We start from the raw sequence: 23045 nt of genomic DNA, 5'->3' as shown, positions 1-23045 counted from the left end.
CCGCATCGGCTGTGCGCACGATCGGCTGTAGGAGACCGGCGTATTCGCCGCGAACCGCGGCGCCGATACACTGCCGCGATGCCTTCCTTGTACCGCGCGTGGCTCCGCGCCGCTTTCTGCCTGGGTCTGCTCTGCGCGGCGGCGCCCGCGCTCGCGCAAGGCGAGAGCCTGCGCATCGGGTCCAAGCGCTTCACCGAGTCGTACATCCTCGCCGAAGTGCTGGCACAGACGGCGGCGCCGCAGCTGCCCTCCCCGCCCGTGGTGAAGCAGGGGCTGGGCAACACGGCCATCGTCTACGAGGCCCTGCGCTCCGGCGGCATCGACCTCTACGCCGAGTACACCGGCACCATCGCGCAGGAGATCCTGAAGGGCCCGCAGTCGATGACGCGCGAGGCCATGAACGCGGCACTGGCGCCGCTCGGACTGGGCGTCGCGATTCCGCTCGGCTTCAACGACGGCTATGCGCTCGCCATGCGCGCGGCCGATGCGGACCGTCTCGGCGTGAAGACGCTGAGCGACCTGGCCGCCCATCCCGAACTCAAGCTCGGCCTGTCGAACGAATTCATCGGCCGCGCCGACGGCTGGCAGGGACTCGCGAGCCGCTACGGCTTCAAGCAGACGCCCACCGGCCTGGACCACGGCCTCGCCTACGACGCGATCGCTGCCAAGCAGATCGACGTGATCGACATCTACACCACCGACGCGAAGATCGACCATCTCGGCCTGCGCGTGCTCGAGGACGACCGCCACTACTTTCCGCGCTACGACGCGGTCGTGCTGTACCGCCTCGACGTGCCGAAGCGCTTTCCGCAAGCCTGGGCCGCGCTGACGAAGCTCGAAGGCCGCATCGACGAGCGCGCGATGATCGCGATGAACGCGCGCGCCGAATTGCAGGGCGCGGCCTTCGACGTGATCGCGCGCGACTTCCTCGTCCAGGCCAAGGGCGGCGCCGCGCCGGCAGCCAGCGCAGAGCGAGGCTTCGTCGCCAAGCTGTTCGGGCCGGACCTCGGCCGGCTGGCGCGCGAGCATCTGCTGCTGGTCGCCGTCTCGGTGGGGCTGGCGATCCTGATCGCGGTGCCGCTCGGGATTCTCGTGTTCCCGAACCTGCGCCTGCGTGCGGTGGTGCTCGGGCTGACCGGGCTCTTGCAGACCATTCCCTCGCTGGCCCTGCTCGCAGTGCTGATCTCGCTGCTGGGTGCGATCGGGACACTGCCTGCGCTCATCGCGCTGACGCTCTATTCGCTGCTGCCGATCATGCGCAACACCGTGACCGGGCTGGCCGAAGTGCCGGGCGGCCTGCGCCAGGCCGGCACCGCGCTGGGCATGACGGGCGCGCAGAGCCTGCGCACGGTGATGCTGCCGCTGGCCCTGCCCACGCTGCTGGCCGGCGTGAGGACTGCGACCACGATCGCCATCGGCACCGCGACCATCGCAGCCTTCATCGGCGCCGGCGGCTTCGGCGAGCGGATCGTGACCGGCCTCGCGCTCAATGATCGGCAACTGCTGATGGCAGGTGCCGTGCCGGCCGCGGTGCTGGCGCTGCTGAGCGAGGCGGTGTTCGAGTTGATCGACTACGCGCTGCGGCGCAGCCGCCGTCAGGCCGGAAGCTAGGCCAGCGTGTAGGCCGTCTTGACCACCGTGAAGAACTCCTGCGCATAGCGCCCCTGCTCGCGCGGCCCGTAGCTCGAGCCCTTGCGCCCGCCGAAGGGCACGTGGTAGTCCACCCCTGCCGTGGGCAGGTTCACCATCACCATCCCCGCCTGGCTGTGGCGCTTGAAGTGCGTCGCGTACTTCAGGCTCGTCGTCGCGATGCCCGCCGAGAGGCCGAACTCGGTGTCGTTCGCCGTCGCCAGCGCCTCCTCGTAGTTCTTCACCCGGATCACGCTGGCCACCGGACCGAAGATCTCCTCCTTGTTGATGCGCATGCCGGCCACCGATTCGCTGAAGAGCGCGGGCGACATGTAGAAGCCCTCGGTGTCGAGCTTCAGGCGCTCGCCGCCCGCGGCCAGCGTGGCGCCTTCCTTTCTGCCGATCTCGATGTATTCAAGATCCTGCTGCAGCTGGCTGCCGCTGGAGACCGGGCCGATGTCGGTGCCCTGTGCCAAGGCATCGCCGACCTGGATCTTCGCCATGCGGGCCTTCATGGCGTCGATGAACTTCGGGTAGATGCCTTCGGTCACGATCAGCCGGCTGGCTGCGGTGCAGCGCTGGCCGGTGGAGTAGAAGGCGCTCTGCACGCTGAGCTCGACGGCCTGGTTCAGGTCGGCGTCGTCGAGCACGACCTGCGGGTTCTTGCCGCCCATCTCCAGCTGGACTTTCTTGTGCTTCGTGGCGCACTGGATGGCGATGTGGCGGCCGACGCCCACGGAGCCGGTGAAGCTGATGGCGTGGATGCCGGGGTGGTTGACCAGCGCATCGCCGATGAGGCTGCCGCGGCCCATGACGAGGTTGAAGACGCCGGGGGCGATGCCCGAGCGGCTGATGATCTCGGCCAGCGCCCAGGCGCAGCCGGGCACGAGGTCGGCGGGCTTCATGACGATGCAGTTGCCGAAGGCCAGGGCCGGGGCGATCTTCCAGGCGGGGATGGCGATGGGGAAGTTCCACGGGGTGATGAGGCCGACGACGCCGAGGGGCTCGCGGGTGATCTCGATGCCGATGCCGGGGCGCACGGAGGGGATGACTTCACCGGACAGGCGCAGGCATTCGCCGGCGAAGAACTTGAAGATCTGGCCGGCGCGGGCGGCTTCGCCGATGCCTTCGGCGCGGGTCTTGCCTTCTTCGCGCGCGAGCAGGGTGCCGAGTTCTTCGCGGCGGGCGAGGATTTCGTTGCCGATCTTGTCCAGGGCGTCCGAGCGGGCCTGGATGCCGCCGGTGGACCAGGCGGGGAAGGCGGCCGTCGCAGCCGCCACGGCGGCTTCGACGTGCGTGGCGTCGCCCTGCGTGTAGTGGCCCAGCACGTCGCCCAGGTTGCTCGGGTTGGTGTTGGCGCTGTAGCTGGCGCCGGCGTGCCATTCGCCGTTGATGAGGTTGTCGAAGTTCTGCATGACAAGGTCCTTGAAGTCGGTCTGAAAAAGCGTGGGCGAGGCGTCGATTGTCCGCCTCGTGTGGCCGCCCCTACTGCGGACCGAGCTTGCCGATCAGGGCGGCCAGTGCGTCGTACTCGCTGCGCTTGAGATCGGTCAGCGGCGTGCGCACCGGGCCCGCGTCGTGCCCCACGATCTTCGCGCCGGCCTTGACGATGCTCACCGCATAGCCTTGCCCCTGGTTGCGGATCTCGAGGTAGGGCATGAAGAAGTCCTTGAGCAGCCGATGCTGCGTCGCGATGTCGTCCGTTGCCACGGCCTTGTAGAAGTCCATCGCGGTCTTCGGAATGAAGTTGAACACGGCCGACGAATACACCGGCGTGCCGAGCGCCTTGTAGGCCGCGGCATAGACCTCGGCCGTCGGCAGCCCGCCCAGATAGGCGAAGCGGTCGCCCATGCGCAGGTGGATGGCGCTCATGAGCTCGATGTCGCCGATGCCGTCCTTGAAGCCCACGAGGTTCGGACAGCGCGCAGCCAGCTTCTCGAGCGCGTCCGGATAGAGCCGGCTCTGGCCGCGGTTGTAGACGATGACGCCGAACTTCACGCTCTTGCACACCGCTTCCACGTGCGCGGCCAGGCCTTCCTGCCCCGCCTCGGTCAGATAGTGCGGCAACAACAGGACGCCATGCGCGCCCGCCTTCTCCGCGGCCTGCGCGCACTGGATCGCAAAGCGCGTCGGCCCACCCGCGCCGGCAATGATCGGCACCTTGCCGCGGCAGGTGTCGACGGCCGTCTGGATGATCTCGGGGTACTCGTCGCCGGTCAGCGAGAAGAACTCGCCCGTGCCGCCCGCCGCGAACAGCGCGCTGGCACCGTACGGCGCCAGCCATTCGAGGCGTTCGATGTAGCCCTTCTTGTGGAAGTTGCCGTCCGCATCGAAGTCGGTGAGCGGAAAGGACAGCAGGCCGGAGCCCATGATGGATTTGAGTTCTTGGGGGTTCATGCGAAAAAACGTCCAGTTGAAAAAAGGTCAACGGCAGCCGCCGCCGGGCCGCCCCAACGCGGGCCGCGCCTCCCCCTCGGGGGATGGCGAAGCACACGACGTGGCAAGCCGGGGGCCGACATCTAATCGAGCTTGATCTGCGCGGCCGCGACGACCTTGGCCCAGCGCGCGCGTTCCTTCTCGAAGAACTGCTCCTGCTCGGCCGGCGCCATGGTCACCACTTCGGCGCCCTGCCCGGCCAGGCGCGAGCGAATGTCGGCCGAGCGGATGATCGTGACCAGCTCCTTGCTGAGCCGCTGCACCACCGCGTCGGGCGTGCCGCGCGGAACCAGCACGCCTTGCCAGGTGCCCGACTCGAAGCCGGGCACGCCCTGTTCGGCGATGGTCGGCACATTACCGATCAGCGGCATGCGCGTCGCCTTGGACACGCCGAGCACCTTGAGCTTGCCGCTCTGCACCATCGGCAACGTGGCCAGCATGCCGTTCATGAGGATCTGGGTCTGGCCGCCGACGGTGTCCTGCACCGCCTGGATGCCGCCCTTGTAGGGCACGTACTGCCAGTGCGCGCCGCTCGCGCGTTCGAGTGCGACGCCCGCGAGGTGGGGCGCGCTGCCGGTGGCGGTGACGGCGAAGTTCAGGTCCGACTTCTTCGACAGTGCGACCAGTTCCCTGAGGTTGCTGGCCGGCACCGACGGATGCACCACCAGCAGGTGCGGCGAATAGGCCAGCATGGTCACGCCGCGCAGATCCTTGGACGGGTCGAAGGACAGCCTGGTGTAGACCGAGGGACTGATCGCGAGCGCGCCCACGTCGCACAGCAGCAGGGTGTAGCCGTCGCCCGGCGCCTTGGCCACCAGATCGGCGCCGAGATTGCCGTTGGCGCCGGCGCGGTTCTCGACGATCACGTTCTGCCTGAGCGCCTCTGCCAGCGGCTGACTGACCGAGCGCGCGATGATGTCGGACGAACCACCGGGCGGGTACGGCACGACGATGCGGATCGGCTTCGAAGGCCAGGCATCGGCCGCCCGTGCCACGCCGGCGGCCAGCAGGCTGCCGCCCACGGCGCCGAGCACGAGCTCACGTCGATTCAAGGGCATGTCTTGTGTCTCCTGATGCGTGTGAAATGAATGAACGCTGCGGCGTCATGTCATCAGTCATCGTACAACTGAGTTTGCGTTTTGTCCAATGAATGACACGTTTTTCAGGTCGATGGCGAGCCAGGCGCAGCCCCGGCCACGCTCTTTGCGGCCTCCTGCGCGATCCGCAAACGCTCGCGGCTGTTGGTGAGATGGATGCGCATCGCCGCGCGCGCCGACTCGGCATCGCCACGCGCGATGGCCGCGTAGATCTCCTCGTGCTCGCGGTTCACGCGGCTCAGGTATTCGCCGCGCCGGTCGTGGTTGCGGATCGCGTTGATGCGCGTGCGCGGGATGATCGTCGTGCCCAGGTGGCTCATGATGTCCGCGAAATACGGATTGCCCGTGGCCTGCGCGATCTGCAGATGAAAGCGGAAATCGGGCGCCACGGTGTTGCCCGCCACCGCCACGTTGCGCTCGAAATCGTCGAGCGCCTCGCGCATCGCCAGCAATTGCTCTTCGGTGCGCCGTGTCGCGGCCAGGCCGGCGGATTCGGTCTCGAGGCTGATGCGCAGCTCGAGCACCGCGAGCACGTCGACCGAGGTGGCGATGTCGCCCGGATCGAGCCGGAACACACCGCCCGCGCGCGGCTGGAGCACGAAGGTGCCGACGCCATGATGGGTCTCGACCAGCCCCGAAGCCTGCAGCTTGGACAGCGCCTCGCGCACCACGGTGCGGCTGACACCGAAGGCCCGCATGATCTCGGACTCGGTCGGCAGCTTGTCGCCGGCACGCAGCGCGCCATCGCGGATCTTGACGCTCAGATCCTCGACCAGCCCATGCGCCAGCCCGCGCGCCCGCTGGCGCGGCCGCCCGACGAAGGCGGACCCGGGCACGGCTGCGCCGGCCTCGCCGGCAGCTGTCGCCGGCGGCTCTTGAACCTGGGGATTACCCGCAGCCGTCAGCGCCATGCCCCGATCATAATTCGCAACCCGTTGTACGACAACATATAACTAACCTCTTTCCCACCATGCCGACCTCCGTCGATCCCTCGAAGTCTTCCGGCGACCGCAGATTCCCGCGTCTCTTGCTGACCGGCGCGGCCGGCGGCCTGGGCAAGGTGCTGCGCGACAGCCTGCGCCCCTTTGCGCACGTGCTGCGGCTGTCCGACCTCGCGGCGCTCGCGCCCGCGCAAGGCGCGCACGAGGAAGTGGTGACCTGCGACCTGGCCGACAAGGTCGCCGTCGATGCGCTGGTCGCGGGCTGCGATGCGATCGTGCACCTCGGCGGCGTCTCGGTCGAGCGGCCGTTCGAGGAAGTGCTCGAGGCCAACATCAAGGGCGTGTTCCACATCTATGAAGCCGCGCGCCGGCACGGCATCAAGCGCGTGATCTTCGCGAGCTCGAACCACGTGATCGGCTTCTACAGGCAGGACGAGCACATCGACGCGCACGCGCAGAAACGCCCCGACGGCTACTACGGCCTGTCGAAGTCCTTCGGCGAGGACGTGGCGCAGTTCTACTTCGATCGCTGGGGCATCGAGACGGTGAGCATCCGCATCGGCTCGTCCTTCCCCGAGCCGCTCAACCGCCGGATGATGAGCACCTGGCTCAGCTTTCGCGACCTCACGACGCTGATCGAGAAGTCGCTCTTCACGCCCGGCGTGAAGCACACGGTGGTCTACGGCATGTCGGCCAACCGCGATGTGTGGTGGGACAACAGTGCCGCCACGCATCTGGGCTTCGTCGCCCAGGACAGTTCGGAGCCGTTCCGCGCCAAGGTCGAGGCGCAGCCGCCGGTCGCGACCAGCGATCCCAACGCCATCTACCAGGGCGGCGCCTTCACCGCGCAAGGCCCGTTCGAGTAAGTCCCAGTTCCCGTCATCCCGCTTTTTTCCAGACCATCGATTCAAACAGAGGAAGAGACATGAAGACATCCAACCAAAACCTGCTCAGCCTGATCGCCACCGCCGTCCTGTCGCTTGCCGCCGTGCATGCGCAGGCGCGCGACTTCCGTTCCGCGGAAGTCCACGCCAAGGACTTCCCGACCAACATGGCGGTCAAGTACATGAGCGATCAGCTGTCGGCCGCGACCGGCGGCAAGGACAAGATCAAGATCTTCGCCGACAGCTCGCTGGGCTCCGAGAAGGACACGGTCGAGCAGGTCAAGATCGGCGCGCTCGACATGGTGCGTGTGAGCTCCGCATCCTTCCACGGCATCGTGCCCGACTCGGTGATCCCGTCGCTGCCCTTCCTGTTCCGCGACATCGACCATTTCCGCAAGACCATGTACGGCCCGATCGGCGACAAGATCCTGGCCTCGTTCGAGAAGGCCGGCTTCATCGGCCTGTGCATGTACGAAAGCGGCGCGCGCTCGGTGTACGCCAGGAAGCCGATCAAGACGGTGGCCGACATGAAGGGCCTGAAGCTGCGCGTGCAGCCCTCCGACCTGATGGTGAGCCTGGTGAGCGCAATGGGCGCGTCGCCGGCGCCCATGCCATTCGCCGAGGTTTACACCGGCCTGAAGACTGGCTTGCTGGACGCCGCCGAGAACAACTATCCCTCCTATGAAGAGACCAAGCACTACGAGGCAGCGCCGGTGTACTCCGAGACGATGCACGTGATGACGCCCGAGGTGCTGGTCTTCTCGAAGAAGATCTGGGACACGCTGCCGAAGGAAGAACAGGCCGCGATCCGCAAGGCCGCCAAGGAATCGGTGCCCTACTACGTGAAGCTGTGGGAGCAGCGCGAGACCGACGCCAAGGCGGCCGTCGTCAAGGGCGGCGCGAAGATCGTCGCCGCCGCCGACATCGACCGCAAGGGCTTTGTCGAGGTCGAGAAGCCGGTGTGGGACAAGTTCGCCACCACGCCCGAACTGAAGGCGCTGGTGCAGGACATCGTCAACACCAAGTGACGGCTTCGCGATGAGCTTGTTTTCCCGACTGAACGCGCTTCTCTCGCGCTGGACGATGTACCTGGCCTGCGTGTGCCTGGCCGGCCTGCTCGGGGTCGTCGTTTACGGCGTGGTGCTGCGCTACGTCTTCAACGACGCGCCGCCCTACGTCGAGCAGGTGGCCCTGCTGCTGGTGATCTCGGTCGCCATGTTCGGCGCTTCCGCCGGCGTGCGCGACGCCGGGCACATCGGCCTGGATTCGCTGGTCAAGGTGCTGCCGGCGAAGGTGCAGTTCTGGTGCAAGTTCATCGTCTACGCGCTGAGCATCGCGTTCGCGGTCGCCCTCTTCGCCGGCGGCGCGGAGATGGCGACGTCGACGCGCAGCGACACGATCCCCACGCTCGGCATTTCCGAAGCGGTCCGCTACGTGCCGGTGCTGATCGCCGGCGTACTCATCACCCTGTTCTCGCTCGAGCACATGGTGGCGCAATTCACCGGCCATGAGGTCGTCCCATCATGGCATTGACACTGCTGTCGGTCAGCTTCCTGGTCTTCCTCCTGCTCGGGATGCCCGTCGCGTTCGCGATCGGGCTGAGCTGTCTGCTGACCTTCGCGGCCGAGGGCCTGCCCTTCGAGACGGCGATCCAGATGATGGTGTCGGGCATGAACGTGTTCTCGTTCCTCGCCATCCCCTTCTTCATCTTCTCGGGCGAGCTGATGCTGCACGGCGGCATTGCCGACAAGATCGTCGTGTTCGCGCGCAGCCTGGTCGGCCATTGGAGGGGCGGCCTGGGCCTGGCGAACGTGATGGCGTCGACGCTGTTCGGCGGCGTCTCGGGCTCGCCGGTGGCCGACACCTCGGCCATGGGCGGCGTGATGATCCCGATCATGAAGCGCGAGGGCTACAGCGCGGCCTATGCGGTCAACGTGACGACGCATGCCTCGCTGTCGGGCGCGCTGATGCCGACCTCGCACAACATGATCATCTACGCCTTCGCGGCGCAGGCGGCGGTCGGCGAGATCGCAGGCCACGTGATCAAGGGCGTGTCGATCGGCGACCTGATGTTCGCGGGGTTGATCCCGGTGTTCTGGATCATGGTCTGCATGCTGGTCGCGGCCTACTGGCAGGCCGCGAAGTACGGCTATCCGAAGCGCGCCGACGGCAGCACGATGCTCGAACGCTTTCCGGGATGGCCCACGGTGCTGCGCACCTTCATCGCGGCAATCCCCGGGCTGATGGTGATCGTGATCATCCTGGTGAGCGTGATGAAGGGCATCGCGACCGCGACCGAGGCCGCGGCGATCGCGGTCACCTACTCGCTGCTCCTGACCACCGTCGCCTACCGCACGATGACGCGCAAGAACCTGCTGAAGTCACTGGCCAAGGCCTCGAAGACGACCGGCGTGATCCTGCTGCTGATCGGCGTGTCCAACATGCTGCGCTACCAGATGGCGTACCTCGAGATCCCGGACACCATCGAGGCCGCGCTGCTGGCCGCGACCACGACGCCATGGCTGATGCTGCTGTACATCAACATCATCCAGATCTTCCTGGGCATCTTCCTGGACATGGCGGCGCACATCCTGATCACCACGCCGCTGTTCCTGCCGCTCGCGATCCAGATGGGCGTCGGTCCGGTGCAGTTCGGGATGATGCTGCTCTTGAACTGCGCGCTGGGCCTGGTGCATCCGCCGGTGGGCACGGTGCAGTTCATCGGCTGCGCGATCGGCAAGATCTCGATCGGCGAGGCGACCAAGACCGCGTGGCCCTACTACCTGGCGATCTTCATCGCCATCACGCTGGTGACCTACGTGCCCTCGTTCTCGACCTGGCTGCCGTCCATCATCACCGGCCATCCGGTGTTCTGACCCATGATCGCGGTCTACGTTTCCAACGCCGAGAGCGGCGACATCTCGGTACTCCATCTGGACCCGCGGCGCGGCGCGCTGACGGCGGTGCAGCGCGTCGAGGTCGGCGGCGAAGCGATGCCGCTCGCGCTCAGTCCCGACCACCGGCGCCTGTATGCGGTGCGCCGTTCCGAGCCGCGCGAAGTGCTGAGCTTCGAGATCGATCCGAAGAGCGGCGAGCTCGATGTCCTCGGCGCTGCGGCGCTGCCGCACAGCATGGCCTCGATCGCGACCGACCGCAGCGGCCGCTTCCTCTTCAGCGCGTCCTATGGCGGCAACCTGGTCGCCGTCAGCCCGATCGATGCCGATGGCGTCGTGCAGGCCGCGCAGCAGGTGCTGTCGACCGGGCCGAACGCGCACGCGATCCACGCCGATCCGTCGAACCGCTTCGTCTTCGCCACCAGCCTGGGCGGCGGCGTGATGACGCAATTCCGCTTCGATGCGGCGACCGGGCAGTTGGCGCCGAACACGCCGCCCACGATGCAGCCGCATGCCAAGGCGAGTCCTCGGCACTTCGTCTTCAGCCGCGATGCGCGCTTCGTCTATCTGCTGAACGAACTCGATGCGGCAATCGACGTGCTGGCGCTCGATCCTCGAAGCGGCGCGCTGCGCACGGTGCAGACGCTCGATTCATTGCCGCCCGGATTCAAGGGCGAACCGTGGGCGGCCGACCTTCATCTCACGCCCGACGGGCGTTTTCTCTACAGCAGCGAGCGGCGCTCCGGCACGCTCGCGGCATTTCGTGTCGATGCCGCCGACGGCACGCTTGCGCTGATCGGCCATGTGCCGACCGAGGCACAGCCGCGCGGCTTCAACGTGACGCCGGATGGCCGCTTCCTGGTCGCTGCCGGCCAGCGCTCGCACCGCGTGCGCCTGTACGCGATCGACGCCGATACGGGTTCGCTGAATCAACTCGGTGATTGCGCGGCAGGCCACGGACCGAACTGGATCGAGAGCATCATGCTCGACAGCTGAGGACGATCCGCCATGCCCACTGCCATCCAGAGCCGCGCACCGCTCTACATCACGATGCACGAGCGCGACAACGTCGCGATCGTTGCCAACGACGGCGGCCTGACCGCAGGCACCGTGTTCCCATCCGGCCTCACGCTGATCGACAAGGTGCCGCAAGGCCACAAGGTCGCGCTGGTCGACCTGCCGGCCGGCACGCCGGTGCTGCGCTACAACGTGGTGATCGGCCGCACGACGCGCGACGTTCCCGCCGGCAGCTGGGTGCACGAGCGCCTGCTGGAAATGCCCGCCGCGCGTTCGCTCGAAGGGCTCCCGATCGCGACCGTCCAGCCGCCGGCGCTGCCGCCGCTCGAGGGCTACGGCTTCGAGGGCTACCGCAATGCTGACGGCTCGGTCGGCACGCGCAACATCCTCGCCATCACCCAGACCGTGCAGTGCGTGGCCGGGGTGACCGAATTCGCGGTGCAACGCATCAAGGCCGAGCTGCTGCCGAAGTTTCCCAACGTCGACGACGTGGTCGCGCTCGAACACAGCTATGGCTGCGGCGTGGCCATCGATGCGCCCGACGCGATCATCCCGATCCGCACGCTGCGCAACATCAGCCTCAACCCGAACTTCGGCGGCGAAGTGATGCTGGTCAGCCTGGGTTGCGAGAAGCTGCAGCCCGAGCGCCTGATGCCGCCCGGCACCATCCCGCTGGTCGACGAGCGCAACGTGGCCGACGTCGGCGACAGCGCGGACGCGAAGCTCGACGTGGTCTGTCTGCAGGACGATGCGCACGTGGGCTTCATGTCGATGGTCGATTCGATCATGCGGCAGGCTGAAGAGCACCTGGAACGCCTGAACGCGCGCCGCCGCGAAACCGTGCCGGCCAGCGAGCTGGTGGTCGGCGTGCAATGCGGCGGCAGCGACGCGTTCTCGGGCGTCACGGCCAATCCGGCCGTCGGGTTCTGCACCGACCTGCTGGTGCGCGCCGGCGCGACCGTGATGTTCTCGGAAGTGACCGAGGTGCGCGACGGGATCGATCAGCTGACCTCGCGCGCGACCACGCCCGAGGTGGCCGAGGCAATGATCCGCGAGATGGCCTGGTACGACGCCTACCTCGACAAGGGCCGCGTCGACCGCAGCGCCAACACCACGCCGGGCAACAAGAAGGGCGGGCTTTCGAACATCGTCGAGAAGGCGATGGGATCGATCGTCAAGTCGGGCAGCGCACCGATCTCCGGCGTTCTCTCGCCCGGCGAGAAGGTGCGGCAGAAGGGCCTGATCTACGCAGCCACGCCCGCCAGCGATTTCATCTGCGGCACGCTGCAGCTGGCCGCCGGCATCAACCTGCACGTCTTCACCACCGGCCGCGGCACGCCCTACGGCCTGGCCGAGGTGCCGGTGATCAAGGTCGCGACGCGCAGCGATCTCGCACGCCGCTGGCACGACCTGATGGACGTCAACGCGGGCCGCATCGCCGACGGCGAAGCCACCATCGAGGACGTGGGCTGGGAGCTGTTCCGCCTGATGCTCGACGTCGCCAGCGGCCGCAGGAAAACCTGGGCCGAACACTGGAAACTGCACAACGCACTCGTGCTCTTCAACCCCGCACCGGTGACCTGAAACACCATCCGCACATTCATCGAATTTCCGAGAAAGAGACAACAACCCATGCAACGCCGCACCCTGCTCTCCACCGCCGCCGCCACACTGGCCGGCACTTTCATCACGCTGCCCGCACGCGCGGATTCGGGCTGGCCGACCGGCAAGACGATCACCTACCTCGTGCCCTTCCCCGCCGGCGGCACGACCGACGTGCTCGGCCGCCTGATCGCGCAGAAGCTCGGCCCGGTGCTGGGCACCAACGTGATCGTGGACAACAAGGGCGGCGCCGGCGGCAGCGTCGGCTCCGAGGTCGCGTCGCGCGCCGCGCCCGACGGCTACCTGCTGCTGGGCGGCACCATCAGCTCGCACGCGATCAACGTGAGCCTCTATCCGCGCATCGGCTACGACCCGATCAAGTCCTTCGCGCCGGTGACGCTGATCGGCACCAACCCGGTCGTGCTGGTGGTGAGCAAGGACAGCCCCTACAAGACACTGAAGGACGTGCTCGCGGCCAGCAAGGCCAAGCCGGGCGGGCTCTCGTCGGCGTCGGCGGGCACCGGCACTTCGCAGCACCTGGCGCTGGAGCTGATGGCCTACAAGTCGGGCGTGAAGTTCACGCACATTCCCTACAAGGGCAGCGGCCCGGCGATCCAGGACGCGATCGGCGGCCAGGTCGACATGATGTTCGACACCACGGTGGTCGCCGGGCCGCACATCCAGAGCGGCAAGCTGCGCGCGATCGCCGTCACCTCGGCCAAGCGGCTGGCCTCGATGCCCGACGTGCCGACGATCGCCGAATCGGGCGTGCCCGGGCTGGCCGATTTCGAGGTCGTCTCGTGGCAGGCGATCTTCGTGCCGGCCGGCACGCCGGCGCCGATCGTGGACCGGCTGCACGCCGAGATCCGCAAGATCCTCGCGCAGCCCGAGGTGCAGGAAAAGCTCAAGGGCTTCGGCATGGAGCCGGCCGACATGACGACGGCGCAGATCTCGGCCTTCCAGAAGGCCGAGGTCGAGAAGTGGGCGCAGGTGATCAAGGCCGCGAACATCAAGCCTGAATGATGTGGTGTACTCGCTGCCCCCCGAGGGGGCCGCAGGCCGTCTTGGGGCGGCCCGGCGCCGGCCTGGACGTGGCCTCGATAGAATCGCCTTCCATTTTTGAGAAGCCTCCTTGTCCGACCGCCTCCCCGTCCTGCCCCAGTACCTGTTCCCCAAGCAGGCGCTGACCACCTTCGCCGGCTGGGTCGCGGGCAAGGAGCGCGGCGCGGTCACGACCTGGATCATCCGCCGCTTCGTCGCCAAGTACGGCGTCGACATGGGCGAGGCGCTGGCCAGCGACGTCGCCAGCTACCAGACCTTCAACGAATTCTTCACCCGCGCCCTCAAGCCCGGCGCCCGGCCGATTGCGCAGGCCGACTTCGTGTCGCCGGTCGACGGCGCGATCAGCCAGTTCGGGCCGATCGAGGGCGACCAGATCTTCCAGGCCAAGGGCCACCGCTACACCACGACCGCCCTGGTCGGCGGCGATGCGGCGCTGGCCGCGCAGTTCGCGCACGGCAGCTTCGCCACGCTCTATCTCAGCCCCAGGGACTACCACCGCATCCACATGCCTTGCGATGGGCGGCTGGTGCGCATGGTCTACGTGCCGGGCGAGCTGTTCTCGGTCAACCCGATCACCGCGCGCGGCGTGCCCGGCCTGTTCGCGCGCAACGAGCGCGTGGTCTGCGTGTTCGAGACGGCACGCGGGCCTTTCGTGCTGGTGCTGGTGGGCGCGACCATCGTCGGCAGCATGGCGACGGTGTGGCACGGCGTGGTGAATCCGCCGCGCGGCGGCGAGGTGCGCGAATGGCGCTATGACGGTCAGCAGATCGTGCTGCGCCAGGGCGAGGAGATGGGCCGCTTCCTGCTCGGCTCGACGGTGGTGATGCTGTTTCCCGCGCCGCCCCTGTGCTTCGATCCGGACTGGTCGCCGGCACGTCCGGTGCGGCTCGGCGAGCCGATGGCCAGCTACCCGATCGCTTGAGGCCTTGATGCCACGGGCCGCAGCCGGCCTGCGTCCATAGCTATAAAACTTGTAGCACACCAGCTTCTGCGCTATAGTCGCCGGCCGGTCCGAACGGTCCGTCACCTTTCACAAAAGAAATGCGCGGCCACGACAGCGGCACCGCGCCGCCAGCCGAGGAGACGATGTCGATGAGCAGCAAGGAAACCGCAGCCGTCAGCCAGTTGCTCGCGTTGCTGGAAGCCCGCTACGCATTGCGTGTGCTCTGGGCGCTGCGCGATGGCCATGCGCAAACCTTCCGCCTGCTGCAGGACAGCGTCGGCGGCATCACGCCCAACACGCTCAACACCCGCATCAAGGAACTGCGCGAGGCCGGGCTGGTGAGCCATGCCAGCGACGGCTACTGCCTGACGCCGAGCGGGCAGGACCTGCTCAAGCGCCTGTCCGACCTGCAGGCCTTCGCCGGCAAGTGGCAGCTGAGCCAGATCAAGAAGACCGCGCCGCCGGTGGTCGGCCCGGGCCGTTAGTTAAACTGCCCGGCTCTTTCTTCTCCCATTCCGACACAAGGAGCGCTCCATGCCCACCACTCCCTCCGGCCTGCAATACGAAGACACGACCGTCGGCGACGGCGCCGAGGCCAAGGCCGGCCACCACGTGCACGTGCACTACACCGGCTGGCTCTACAACGACGGCGTGCAGGGCGCCAAGTTCGATTCGAGCCGCGACCGCAACGACCCCTTCGCCTTCTCGCTCGGCGCCGGCCAGGTCATCAAGGGCTGGGACGAGGGCGTGGCCGGCATGAAGATCGGCGGCAAGCGCACGCTGATCATTCCGGCAGAGCTGGGCTATGGCGCGCGCGGCGCGGGCGGCGTCATCCCGCCGAACGCGACCCTCAAGTTCGACGTAGAACTCCTCGATAGTCACTGACGCTCGCCCCCAGGCTTGCCCACTTCGTGTGGCCGCCAACCCCCTGCCGGGGGCAACACCGGCGGCCCGGCTGAGCCGGTTCCGCGGTGTTTCCCGAAGGGAGACACTGCCACGGCGGCGGTGCCCGCGAAGGGGGAATCATGCGGCGCTGCGGTCGAAAAGGCCGCATTTTTTTGTCTTGAAAAGCGCGGGGGCGGCCCCACGTGGCACGCATCCTTCGTTTTTCATTGTTTTCCGGCGTGGCCGCCGGCTTTTGAAGCATGTCTGACCCGCAAAACCCACATCAGAATCCCGAATCCTTCCTGCAGGGCGAACCGAGCCCCGAAGAGCTGGAGGCCGCGCAGGCCGCCAACGAGGCCGACGCGCTGGCAGTGGCGACCGCCGAGCTGGCGGAGCTGAAGGCGAAGAATGCCGAGCTGGCGGACCAGTACCTGCGCGCGCAGGCCGATGTGCAGAACGCCCGCCGGCGCGCCGACGAGGAAGTGACCAAGGGCCGCAAGTTCGCGATCGAATCCTTCGCCGAAGGCCTGCTGCCGGTGCTGGACAGCCTGGAGGCCGGCCTGGCCGTCACCGACGCCACGCCCGAGCAGATCCGCGAGGGCGCCGAAGCGACCCTGCGCCAGCTCAAGAGCGCGCTGGAACGCAACAAGGTGATCGAGATCGCGCCGGCCGCCGGCAGCAAGTTCGATCCGCACCAGCACCAGGCGATCTCGGTGGTGCCCGCGCCGGGCCAGGAACCCAACACCGTCGCCAACGTGCTGCAGAAGGGCTACACCATCGCCGAGCGCGTGCTGCGCCCCGCGCTCGTGACCGTCAGCGCGCCGAACTGAATCACAAGCAACCCACAGGAAATCCCCGCTCCATCCCTTGAATCGAGCCCGGTTATCCACAAGTTCACAACAACCTATTTTTCGCGTTCAGGAGCAACAACATCATGGCCAAAATCATCGGCATCGACCTCGGCACCACCAACTCGTGCGTGTCGATCATGGAAGGCAACACCACCCGCGTGATCGAGAACTCGGAAGGCGCGCGCACCACGCCCTCGATCGTCGCCTACCAGGAAGACGGCGAAGTGCTGGTCGGTGCCTCGGCCAAGCGCCAGGCGGTCACGAACCCCAAGAACACGATCTACGCGGTCAAGCGCCTGATCGGCCGCAAGTTCGAGGAAAAGGAAGTGCAAAAGGACATCGACCTGATGCCCTACACCATCACCAAGGCCGACAACGGCGATGCCTGGGTCGAGGTGCGCGGCAAGAAGCTCGCGCCGCAGCAGATCAGCGCCGAGATCCTGCGCAAGATGAAGAAGACCGCCGAGGACTATCTCGGCGAGCCGGTCACCGAAGCGGTGATCACCGTGCCCGCCTACTTCAACGACAGCCAGCGCCAGGCCACCAAGGACGCCGGCCGCATCGCGGGCCTGGACGTCAAGCGCATCATCAACGAACCGACCGCAGCGGCGCTGGCCTTCGGCCTCGACAAGCAGGACAAGCGCGACCGCAAGATCGCCGTCTATGACCTCGGCGGCGGCACCTTCGACATCTCGATCATCGAGATCGCGGACGTCGACGGCGAGAAGCAGTTCGAAGTGCTGTCGACCAACGGCGACACCTTCCTGGGCGGCGAGGACTTCGACCAGCGCATCATCGACTACATCATTTCCGAGTTCAAGAAAGAGCAAGGCGTCGACCTCGGCAAGGACGTGCTCGCGCTGCAGCGCCTGAAGGAAGCCGCCGAGAAAGCCAAGATCGAGCTCTCCAACAGCGCCCAGACCGACATCAACCTGCCCTACGTGACGGCCGATGCCTCGGGTCCGAAGCACCTGAACATCAAGCTCACGCGCGCCAAGCTCGAGTCGCTGGTCGATGAACTCATCGAGCGCACCATCGCGCCCTGCCGCACCGCCATCAAGGATGCGGGCGTCAGCGTCAACGACATCAGCGACGTGATCCTGGTCGGCGGCATGACGCGCATGCCCAAGGTGCAGGACAAGGTCAAGGAATTCTTCGGCAAGGAACCGCGCAAGGACGTGAACCCCGACGAGGCCGTGGCCGTCGGCGCCGCCATCCAGGGTCAGGTGCTCTCGGGCGACCGCAAGGACGTGCTGCTGCTCGACGTGACGCCGCTGTCGCTCGGCATCGAGACGATGGGCGGCGTGATGACGAAGATGATCACCAAGAACACGACCATCCCGACCAAGTTCGCGCAGACCTTCTCGACCGCCGAGGACAACCAGCCGGCCGTGACCATCAAGGTGTTCCAGGGCGAGCGCGAGATCGCCTCGGGCAACAAGCTGCTGGGCGAGTTCAACCTCGAAGGCATTCCGCCTTCGGCGCGCGGCACGCCGCAGATCGAGGTCAGCTTCGACATCGACGCCAACGGCATCCTGCACGTCGGCGCCAAGGACAAGGGCACCGGCAAGGAAAACAAGATCACCATCAAGGCGAACTCGGGCCTGTCGGAGGACGAGATCCAGAAGATGGTGAAGGACGCCGAGCTCAACGCGGCCGAGGACAAGAAGAAGGTCGAGCTCGTCCAGGCCCGCAACCAGGGCGAGGCGATGGTCCACAGCGTCAGGAAGTCGCTGGGCGAACACGGCGCGAGCCTGGATGCCGGCGAGAAGGAAAAGATCGAAGCTGCCATCAAGGATGTCGAGGAAGCGCTGAAGGGCGAGGACAAGGCAGCGATCGAGGAAAAGACCAACACGCTGATGAGCGCGAGCCAGAAGCTGGGCGAGAAGATGTATGCGGACGCGCAGGCCGCGGCCGGCGCGGCGGGTGGTGCGGCAGGCGCCGCAGGCCCGGAAGCTGCAAGCGCTCCGGCGGACGACAACGTGGTCGACGCTGAAGTGAAGGAAGTCAAGAAGGGTTGATCGCTCGACCCTGACACGAGGCTGGACCCCCTTGGCAAGGTGGTCCGGCCTTTTTCCGTTTTCTGACGACCCTGCCACCGACCCCTGACCATGGCCACCAAACGCGACTACTACGAAACCCTCGGCGTCCCCAAGAATGCGAACGAGGACGAGATCAAGAAGGCTTATCGCAAGCTCGCGATGAAGCACCACCCCGACCGCAACCACGGGGACACCGGCAAGGACGCCGAAGCCAAGTTCAAGGAGTGCAAGGAGGCGTACGAGATGCTGTCGGACCCGCAGAAGCGGGCCGCCTACGACCAGTACGGCCATGCGGGCGTCGACCCCAACATGCGCGGCGGTCCGGGCGCGGAAGGCTTCGGCGGCTTTGCCGAGGCGTTCGGCGACATCTTCGGCGACGTGTTCGGCGGTGCGCGCGGCGGCCGCCAGGGCGGCGGGCGCCAGGTCTTTCGCGGCAGCGACCTGAGCTACGCGATGGAAGTCACGCTCGAGGAAGCCGCCGATGGCAAGGAAGCGCAGATCCGCATCCCGAGCTGGGACGAGTGCGGCACCTGCAAGGGCAGCGGCGCCAAGCCGGGCACCAAGCCGATCACCTGCACCACCTGCCACGGCCAGGGCGCGGTGCAGATGCGCCAGGGCTTCTTCAGCGTGCAGCAGACCTGCCCGACCTGCCACGGCACCGGCAAGATCATTCCGGAGCCCTGCACCACCTGCCACGGCCAGGGCAAGATCAAGAACAACAAGACGCTGGAAGTGAAGATCCCCGCCGGCATCGACGACGGCATGCGCATCCGCAGCACCGGCAACGGCGAACCCGGCACCAACGGCGGGCCGCCCGGCGACCTCTACATCGAGATCCGGCTCAAGAAGCACGAATTGTTCGAGCGCGACGGCGACGATCTTCACTGCGTGGTGCCGGTCAGCATCAGCACGGCCGCGCTCGGCGGCGAGATCAGCGTGCCGACGCTCAAGGGCGCGGCGGCGATCGACATCCCCGACGGCACGCAAAGCGGCAAGCAGTTCCGCCTGCGCGGCAAGGGCATCAAGGGCGTGCGATCGAGCTACCCCGGGGACCTGTACTGCCACGTGCGCGTGGAGACGCCGGTCAAGCTCACCGAGCACCAGCGCAAGCTGCTGAAGGAACTCGACGAGTCGCTCAAGAAGGGCGGCGACAAGCACAGCCCGACCGACAAGGGGTGGTTCGACAAGGCGAAGGAATTCTTCAGCTGAGGCGGCGGCCGCGTCGCGCCGGCTAGCGTGACGGCGCAGGCTCGGCGCCCGCGAAGTTCCCCAGGCTGAACATCCCGCGCCGCGTCAGCCGCACGAGTTCGGCCTGCACCAGATCCTTGAGCACGGAGATCGCTGCAGTCTCGTTGCGCTCGATGCGCGTGGCCATCATCAGCTGCCGGTTCAGCTGCACGCCGGAAACCTCCGACAGCACGATGCGGCCCTGTGGATCGGCCGGCTTGAACACCGACACCGGCATCAGCGTCGACCAGTGGCCCTGCATCACCAGTTCGCGGATCGTGTCCACCGAGTCGATCTCGGAGTGCACGTTCAGGTGGATGCCCAGCGGCATCAGGTCGTGCTCGATGATGCTGCGGTGCAGGGTCGTCATCAGAAGCGGAATGCGCGGCAGCCGCGTCACCGGAACGATCGCGCTCATCTGCCTGGACTTCTGCGTGACCAGCACGAAGGGCTCGCCCAGCAGGGGCTGCGTCGCGATGCCGCGGCCCGAGCCGATGCCGCTGCTGGTGATGATGGCCATGTCGATCAACCCCTTCTCGAGCCATTCGAGCAGCATCGGCGTGAAGGCCTCACGCACCGTGAGCTTCACGCCGGCCAGCGAACGCTGGCAGCGTTCGAACACCCCCGGCACCAGCACGCGCGACAAGGTCGGCGAGGCGCCGAGCACGACGCTGCTCTCGACCGCCGGCTGCGGTCCTTCCAGGTGCTTTCTCACTTTCTGCGCCTCGGCCAGCATGCGCTGCGCCGATTCGTAGAGCGCGGCGCCGGCCTTCGTCATGCGCACGCCGCGCGGCGTGCGAAGCAGCAGCTGCGCACCAAGGTCGCGCTCGAGGTCGTGCATCTGGCGGCTCAATGCCGGCTGCGCGATGGAGATGGCCTCGGCCGCCGCCGTCAGGCTGCCGGCATCGACGATCGCGACGAAGTACTTCAGTGTTCGGAGGTTCATGAGAAGACCCGGATCGCCGGCTGTCACCGGCGCTGCGGATGATAGGCCGGATCGCGCGCGACGGATGCCACTCGCATAGCGAACTGATATGGGCAGCAGGAAATTCGGTATTGGACGCTGCCGGCATCCCGCTCCTAGACTCCGGCCCATCAAAGACCCGTGCGCACGTGCGAGACAAACAACCCATGGCCAACGACTCGATACATGTGGACCTCGAAACGCTGGACCGTTTCATCGACACGGTGCTGCAGCGCGCAGGCCTGCCCGCGCCCGATGCGGCCAGGGTCGCCGCCCTGATGGCGCAGGCCGACCTGCAGGGCTCCGACGGCCACGGCGTGATCCGCCTGCCGCAGTACGTCAAACGAATCCTCGCCGGCGGCATCAACGTGCAGCCCGACATCCGCGTGGTGACGGAACGGCCAGGCACCGCCCTGGTGGATGGCGACAACGGCATGGGCCATCTCGTGATGTCCTTCGCAGCCGAGCTGGCGATCGCGAAGGCGCGCGAGACCGGCATCGCCTGGGTCGGCTCGCGCGCCAGCAACCATGCCGGGCCGGCATCGCTCTACGCGCGCATGCCGGTGGCGCACGGCATGATCGGCCTCTACTTCGCGGTCGGCAACGCCAACCACCTGCCGCCCTGGGGCGGCATGGAGATGCTGCTGTCGACCAACCCGATCGCCGTCGCGATCCCGGCCGGCGACGAGGCGCCGGTGGTCCTCGACATGGCGACCACCGTCACGGCCTACGGCAAGGTCAAGGCCAAGGCGGCGCGCGGCGAGATGATGCCCGAGGGCTGGATGATCGACCGCGCAGGCCGGCCGCTGCGCGATCCCGCGCGCGCCCACGAAGGCTTTCTGCTGCCCATCGGCGGCCACAAGGGCTATGGCCTGGCGCTGGTCATCGGCCTGCTCGCCGGCACGCTGAACGGTGCCGCAATGGGCAAGGCGGTGGTCGACTTCAACCAGGACCACGTCACCCGCACCAACACCGGCCAGGCGATCCTGGTCATCGACATCGCGGCCTTTGCCGACACGCAGGTGTTCCGCGGTGCGATCGATGCGCTGGTGCGCGACATCCGCGACGGCGAGCGGCTGCCGGGCGTCGAGCGCATCTGGCTGCCGGGCGAGCAGAGCCAGCTGCGGCGGCAGGACTATGCCCGCGATGGCATTCCGATCGCGCCCAGCCTGATGGCCGACCTGGACGCGCTGGCGACCCGCGTCGGCGCCGAGCGCCTGGCCACGATGCGCGCCGAGCCCGACACGCGTACGATCCTCGCGCCCAACCCCTGAACACGGAGCACGCCATGGGACTGAAGTTCATGGAGCACATCCTCATCCTCACGCACGACCCCGACGCCACGCGCGACTGGTTCTGCACCAACCTCGGCTTTCGCAGCGGCTACCACCCGGAGTTCGGCTTCCCGGTGCACTGGCTCTACATCGGCGAGCAGGACGTGGTGCACATCGGCAAGGCACGGCACTCGGCGCACCAGGACACCTACCTGCGCACGCCCTCCGACAAGGAAGGCGAGGACTACTCGGCCGCCGGCGCGCCCGGCTCGGGCCGCATCGACCATGTGTGCTTCAACTGCGAGGGCATCGACGAGTTCGTCGAGCGCCTGACGCGCAACGGCGTGGTCTTCAACGAACGCAAGGCGCACAACTCCGACCTCTACCAGCTCTTCATGCGCGAGCCGATCAACGGCATCAAGGTCGAGCTCAACTTCAGCGCCGAGGAGGCCGTGCGCGCCGGCCGCGTCGCGAGCTGGACTTCGACCGGCGACAACAGCGCCGCGACGACCGAAACCCGATGACCTGCGCGGCGTCGCGCCGCGCTCGAAAGGACTTCCATGAGTGCCTACTGGCTCGCCCGCTCGAAGATCAACGACCCTGTGCGCTACAAGCGCTACACCGACCTCGTGCCCGACATCATCGCTGCGCACCAGGGCCGCATCCTCGCGCGCGGCGGCGAGTTCGCCGTGCTGGAAGGGCCGAAGAAATTCGAGCGCTTCGTGGTCATCCAATTCCCCTCGCTGGCACATGCCCGCGCCTGCTACGAATCGCCCGCCTACCAGGCGGCATCCCGGCATCGGCAGGAAGAAGGCGCCGGTGAAGTGGAGCTGGTGATCGTCGAAGCGATGCCCGGCATCTGAAGGAATCATCGATGAACGCCGCGACCACACCCTCCCCCGCCGTGCTGCGTCCCGGCCAGCTGAAATCCTACGACCGCGGCGGCGGCGCCAGCACCACGCCGCTGGTGACGGCCGGCATCGGCGCGCGCGGCTTCATCAACGGCATCACCGAGTTCGGGCCGGGCGCGAAGATCGCGTTCCACAGCCACAACTGCGAAGAGAGCGTGATGCTGCTCGAAGGCGATGCCATGCTCGACATCGATGGCCGCGAACATCGCCTGCATCCGCTCGACACGACCTGGATCCCGCCCGGGCTGCCGCATCGCTTTCGCAACCTCAACGACGACAGGCCGATGAAGATCCTCTGGATCTATGCCTCGCTCCACGCCACGCGCACGCTGACCGAGACCGGCGAGACGCGACGCGTCACCGCCGAACACAGCGGCTGAGCACCC

The 23045-nt window shown here is 67.2% G+C and carries 24 protein-coding genes; 18 read left to right on the top strand and 6 right to left on the bottom strand.

Annotation, left to right across the window (positions count from 1 at the left end; all coding sequences use genetic code 11):
• Positions 1 to 78: 78 nt before the first annotated feature.
• Positions 79 to 1611 (top strand): ABC transporter permease/substrate-binding protein, encoded by a 1533-nt coding sequence (locus tag E5P2_RS08175; RefSeq protein WP_162566625.1) that lies wholly within the window; start codon positions 79 to 81, stop codon positions 1609 to 1611.
• On the opposite strand, the gene E5P2_RS08170 is transcribed toward E5P2_RS08175, so the two are convergent.
• The 4 genes from E5P2_RS08170 to E5P2_RS08155 form a co-directional block, all read right to left on the bottom strand.
• The gene (locus tag E5P2_RS08170) at positions 1608 to 3044 is read right to left on the bottom strand and encodes an aldehyde dehydrogenase family protein (protein ID WP_162566624.1); all 1437 of its coding nucleotides are present in this window, start codon (positions 3042 to 3044) and stop codon (positions 1608 to 1610) included. The genes E5P2_RS08175 and E5P2_RS08170 overlap by 4 nt on opposite strands.
• A 70-nt stretch (positions 3045 to 3114) precedes the next feature.
• Complete coding sequence (gene kdgD, locus E5P2_RS08165; RefSeq protein WP_162566623.1) at positions 3115 to 4026, bottom strand: 5-dehydro-4-deoxyglucarate dehydratase; 912 nt, start codon at positions 4024 to 4026, stop codon at positions 3115 to 3117.
• Between the two features lie 122 nt (positions 4027 to 4148).
• Entirely contained in the window at positions 4149 to 5123 is a 975-nt protein-coding gene (locus tag E5P2_RS08160; RefSeq protein ID WP_162566622.1) for a Bug family tripartite tricarboxylate transporter substrate binding protein, read from the bottom strand.
• A 104-nt stretch (positions 5124 to 5227) separates the two neighbouring features.
• On the bottom strand, positions 5228 to 6073 hold the full coding sequence (locus E5P2_RS08155) for a FadR/GntR family transcriptional regulator (protein WP_162566621.1): 846 nt from the start codon (positions 6071 to 6073) through the stop codon (positions 5228 to 5230).
• A gap of 59 nt (positions 6074 to 6132) precedes the next feature.
• Here E5P2_RS08155 and E5P2_RS08150 point away from each other — a divergent pair, with 59 nt between their 5' ends.
• From E5P2_RS08150 to asd, 8 genes are all read left to right on the top strand, one after another.
• Positions 6133 to 6969 (top strand): NAD-dependent epimerase/dehydratase family protein, encoded by an 837-nt coding sequence (locus E5P2_RS08150; protein WP_162566620.1) that lies wholly within the window; start codon positions 6133 to 6135, stop codon positions 6967 to 6969.
• 59 nt (positions 6970 to 7028) lie between these two features.
• Positions 7029 to 8015 (top strand): TRAP transporter substrate-binding protein, encoded by a 987-nt coding sequence (locus E5P2_RS08145; RefSeq protein ID WP_162566619.1) that lies wholly within the window; start codon positions 7029 to 7031, stop codon positions 8013 to 8015.
• 10 nt (positions 8016 to 8025) lie between these two features.
• Positions 8026 to 8520: a TRAP transporter small permease gene (locus tag E5P2_RS08140; RefSeq protein WP_162566618.1), complete on the top strand. Its 495-nt coding sequence runs from the start codon at positions 8026 to 8028 to the stop codon at positions 8518 to 8520.
• Complete coding sequence (locus E5P2_RS08135; RefSeq protein ID WP_162566617.1) at positions 8511 to 9863, top strand: TRAP transporter large permease; 1353 nt, start codon at positions 8511 to 8513, stop codon at positions 9861 to 9863. Before E5P2_RS08140 ends, E5P2_RS08135 begins: the two co-directional genes overlap by 10 nt.
• Before the next feature lie 3 nt (positions 9864 to 9866).
• Positions 9867 to 10877, top strand: a complete 1011-nt coding sequence (locus tag E5P2_RS08130; protein WP_162566616.1) for a lactonase family protein — start codon at positions 9867 to 9869, stop codon at positions 10875 to 10877.
• Between the two features lie 12 nt (positions 10878 to 10889).
• Complete coding sequence (garD, locus tag E5P2_RS08125; RefSeq protein WP_162566615.1) at positions 10890 to 12482, top strand: galactarate dehydratase; 1593 nt, start codon at positions 10890 to 10892, stop codon at positions 12480 to 12482.
• A gap of 48 nt (positions 12483 to 12530) precedes the next feature.
• On the top strand, positions 12531 to 13523 hold the full coding sequence (locus tag E5P2_RS08120) for a Bug family tripartite tricarboxylate transporter substrate binding protein (RefSeq protein ID WP_162566614.1): 993 nt from the start codon (positions 12531 to 12533) through the stop codon (positions 13521 to 13523).
• A 109-nt stretch (positions 13524 to 13632) separates the two neighbouring features.
• On the top strand, positions 13633 to 14484 hold the full coding sequence (gene asd / locus E5P2_RS08115) for an archaetidylserine decarboxylase (protein ID WP_162566613.1): 852 nt from the start codon (positions 13633 to 13635) through the stop codon (positions 14482 to 14484).
• Between the two features lie 40 nt (positions 14485 to 14524).
• On the opposite strand, the gene E5P2_RS08110 is transcribed toward asd, so the two are convergent.
• Positions 14525 to 14665, bottom strand: coding sequence for a hypothetical protein (locus E5P2_RS08110; protein ID WP_162566612.1), 141 nt, complete (start codon positions 14663 to 14665; stop codon positions 14525 to 14527).
• Here E5P2_RS08110 and E5P2_RS08105 point away from each other — a divergent pair.
• The 5 genes from E5P2_RS08105 to dnaJ all read left to right on the top strand — a co-directional run bounded on the left by E5P2_RS08105 (position 14655) and on the right by dnaJ (position 19492).
• On the top strand, positions 14655 to 14990 hold the full coding sequence (locus E5P2_RS08105) for a winged helix-turn-helix transcriptional regulator (RefSeq protein WP_162566611.1): 336 nt from the start codon (positions 14655 to 14657) through the stop codon (positions 14988 to 14990). The genes E5P2_RS08110 and E5P2_RS08105 overlap by 11 nt on opposite strands.
• Before the next feature lie 49 nt (positions 14991 to 15039).
• Positions 15040 to 15390: an FKBP-type peptidyl-prolyl cis-trans isomerase gene (locus E5P2_RS08100; protein ID WP_162566610.1), complete on the top strand. Its 351-nt coding sequence runs from the start codon at positions 15040 to 15042 to the stop codon at positions 15388 to 15390.
• A gap of 260 nt (positions 15391 to 15650) precedes the next feature.
• Entirely contained in the window at positions 15651 to 16220 is a 570-nt protein-coding gene (gene grpE, locus E5P2_RS08095; RefSeq protein ID WP_162566609.1) for a nucleotide exchange factor GrpE, read from the top strand.
• Between the two features lie 104 nt (positions 16221 to 16324).
• Positions 16325 to 18262, top strand: coding sequence for a molecular chaperone DnaK (gene dnaK, locus E5P2_RS08090; protein ID WP_162566608.1), 1938 nt, complete (start codon positions 16325 to 16327; stop codon positions 18260 to 18262).
• Positions 18263 to 18352: 90 nt separating this feature from the next.
• The gene (gene dnaJ / locus E5P2_RS08085; protein WP_162566607.1) at positions 18353 to 19492 is read left to right on the top strand and encodes a molecular chaperone DnaJ; all 1140 of its coding nucleotides are present in this window, start codon (positions 18353 to 18355) and stop codon (positions 19490 to 19492) included.
• 22 nt (positions 19493 to 19514) lie between these two features.
• Here dnaJ and E5P2_RS08080 read toward each other — a convergent pair whose 3' ends face one another.
• Positions 19515 to 20456: a LysR family transcriptional regulator gene (locus E5P2_RS08080; protein WP_162566606.1), complete on the bottom strand. Its 942-nt coding sequence runs from the start codon at positions 20454 to 20456 to the stop codon at positions 19515 to 19517.
• Positions 20457 to 20641: 185 nt separating this feature from the next.
• Here E5P2_RS08080 and E5P2_RS08075 point away from each other — a divergent pair, with 185 nt between their 5' ends.
• From E5P2_RS08075 to E5P2_RS08060, 4 genes are read left to right on the top strand one after another with little or no spacing between them, the layout of a single operon-like run.
• Positions 20642 to 21748 (top strand): Ldh family oxidoreductase, encoded by a 1107-nt coding sequence (locus E5P2_RS08075; RefSeq protein ID WP_162566605.1) that lies wholly within the window; start codon positions 20642 to 20644, stop codon positions 21746 to 21748.
• 14 nt (positions 21749 to 21762) lie between these two features.
• A complete protein-coding gene (locus E5P2_RS08070) occupies positions 21763 to 22272 on the top strand; it encodes a VOC family protein (protein WP_162566604.1) in 510 nt (169 codons plus the stop codon).
• Positions 22273 to 22308: 36 nt separating this feature from the next.
• Positions 22309 to 22611: a DUF1330 domain-containing protein gene (locus E5P2_RS08065; protein WP_162566603.1), complete on the top strand. Its 303-nt coding sequence runs from the start codon at positions 22309 to 22311 to the stop codon at positions 22609 to 22611.
• Positions 22612 to 22622: 11 nt separating this feature from the next.
• Entirely contained in the window at positions 22623 to 23039 is a 417-nt protein-coding gene (locus E5P2_RS08060; protein WP_162566602.1) for a cupin domain-containing protein, read from the top strand.
• The last annotated feature ends 6 nt before the right edge of the window (positions 23040 to 23045 follow it).

This window comes from Variovorax sp. SRS16, assembly GCF_901827165.1.
Taxonomy (GTDB): domain Bacteria; phylum Pseudomonadota; class Gammaproteobacteria; order Burkholderiales; family Burkholderiaceae_C; genus Variovorax.
This window is presented reverse-complemented; position numbering and strand designations above follow the sequence as displayed.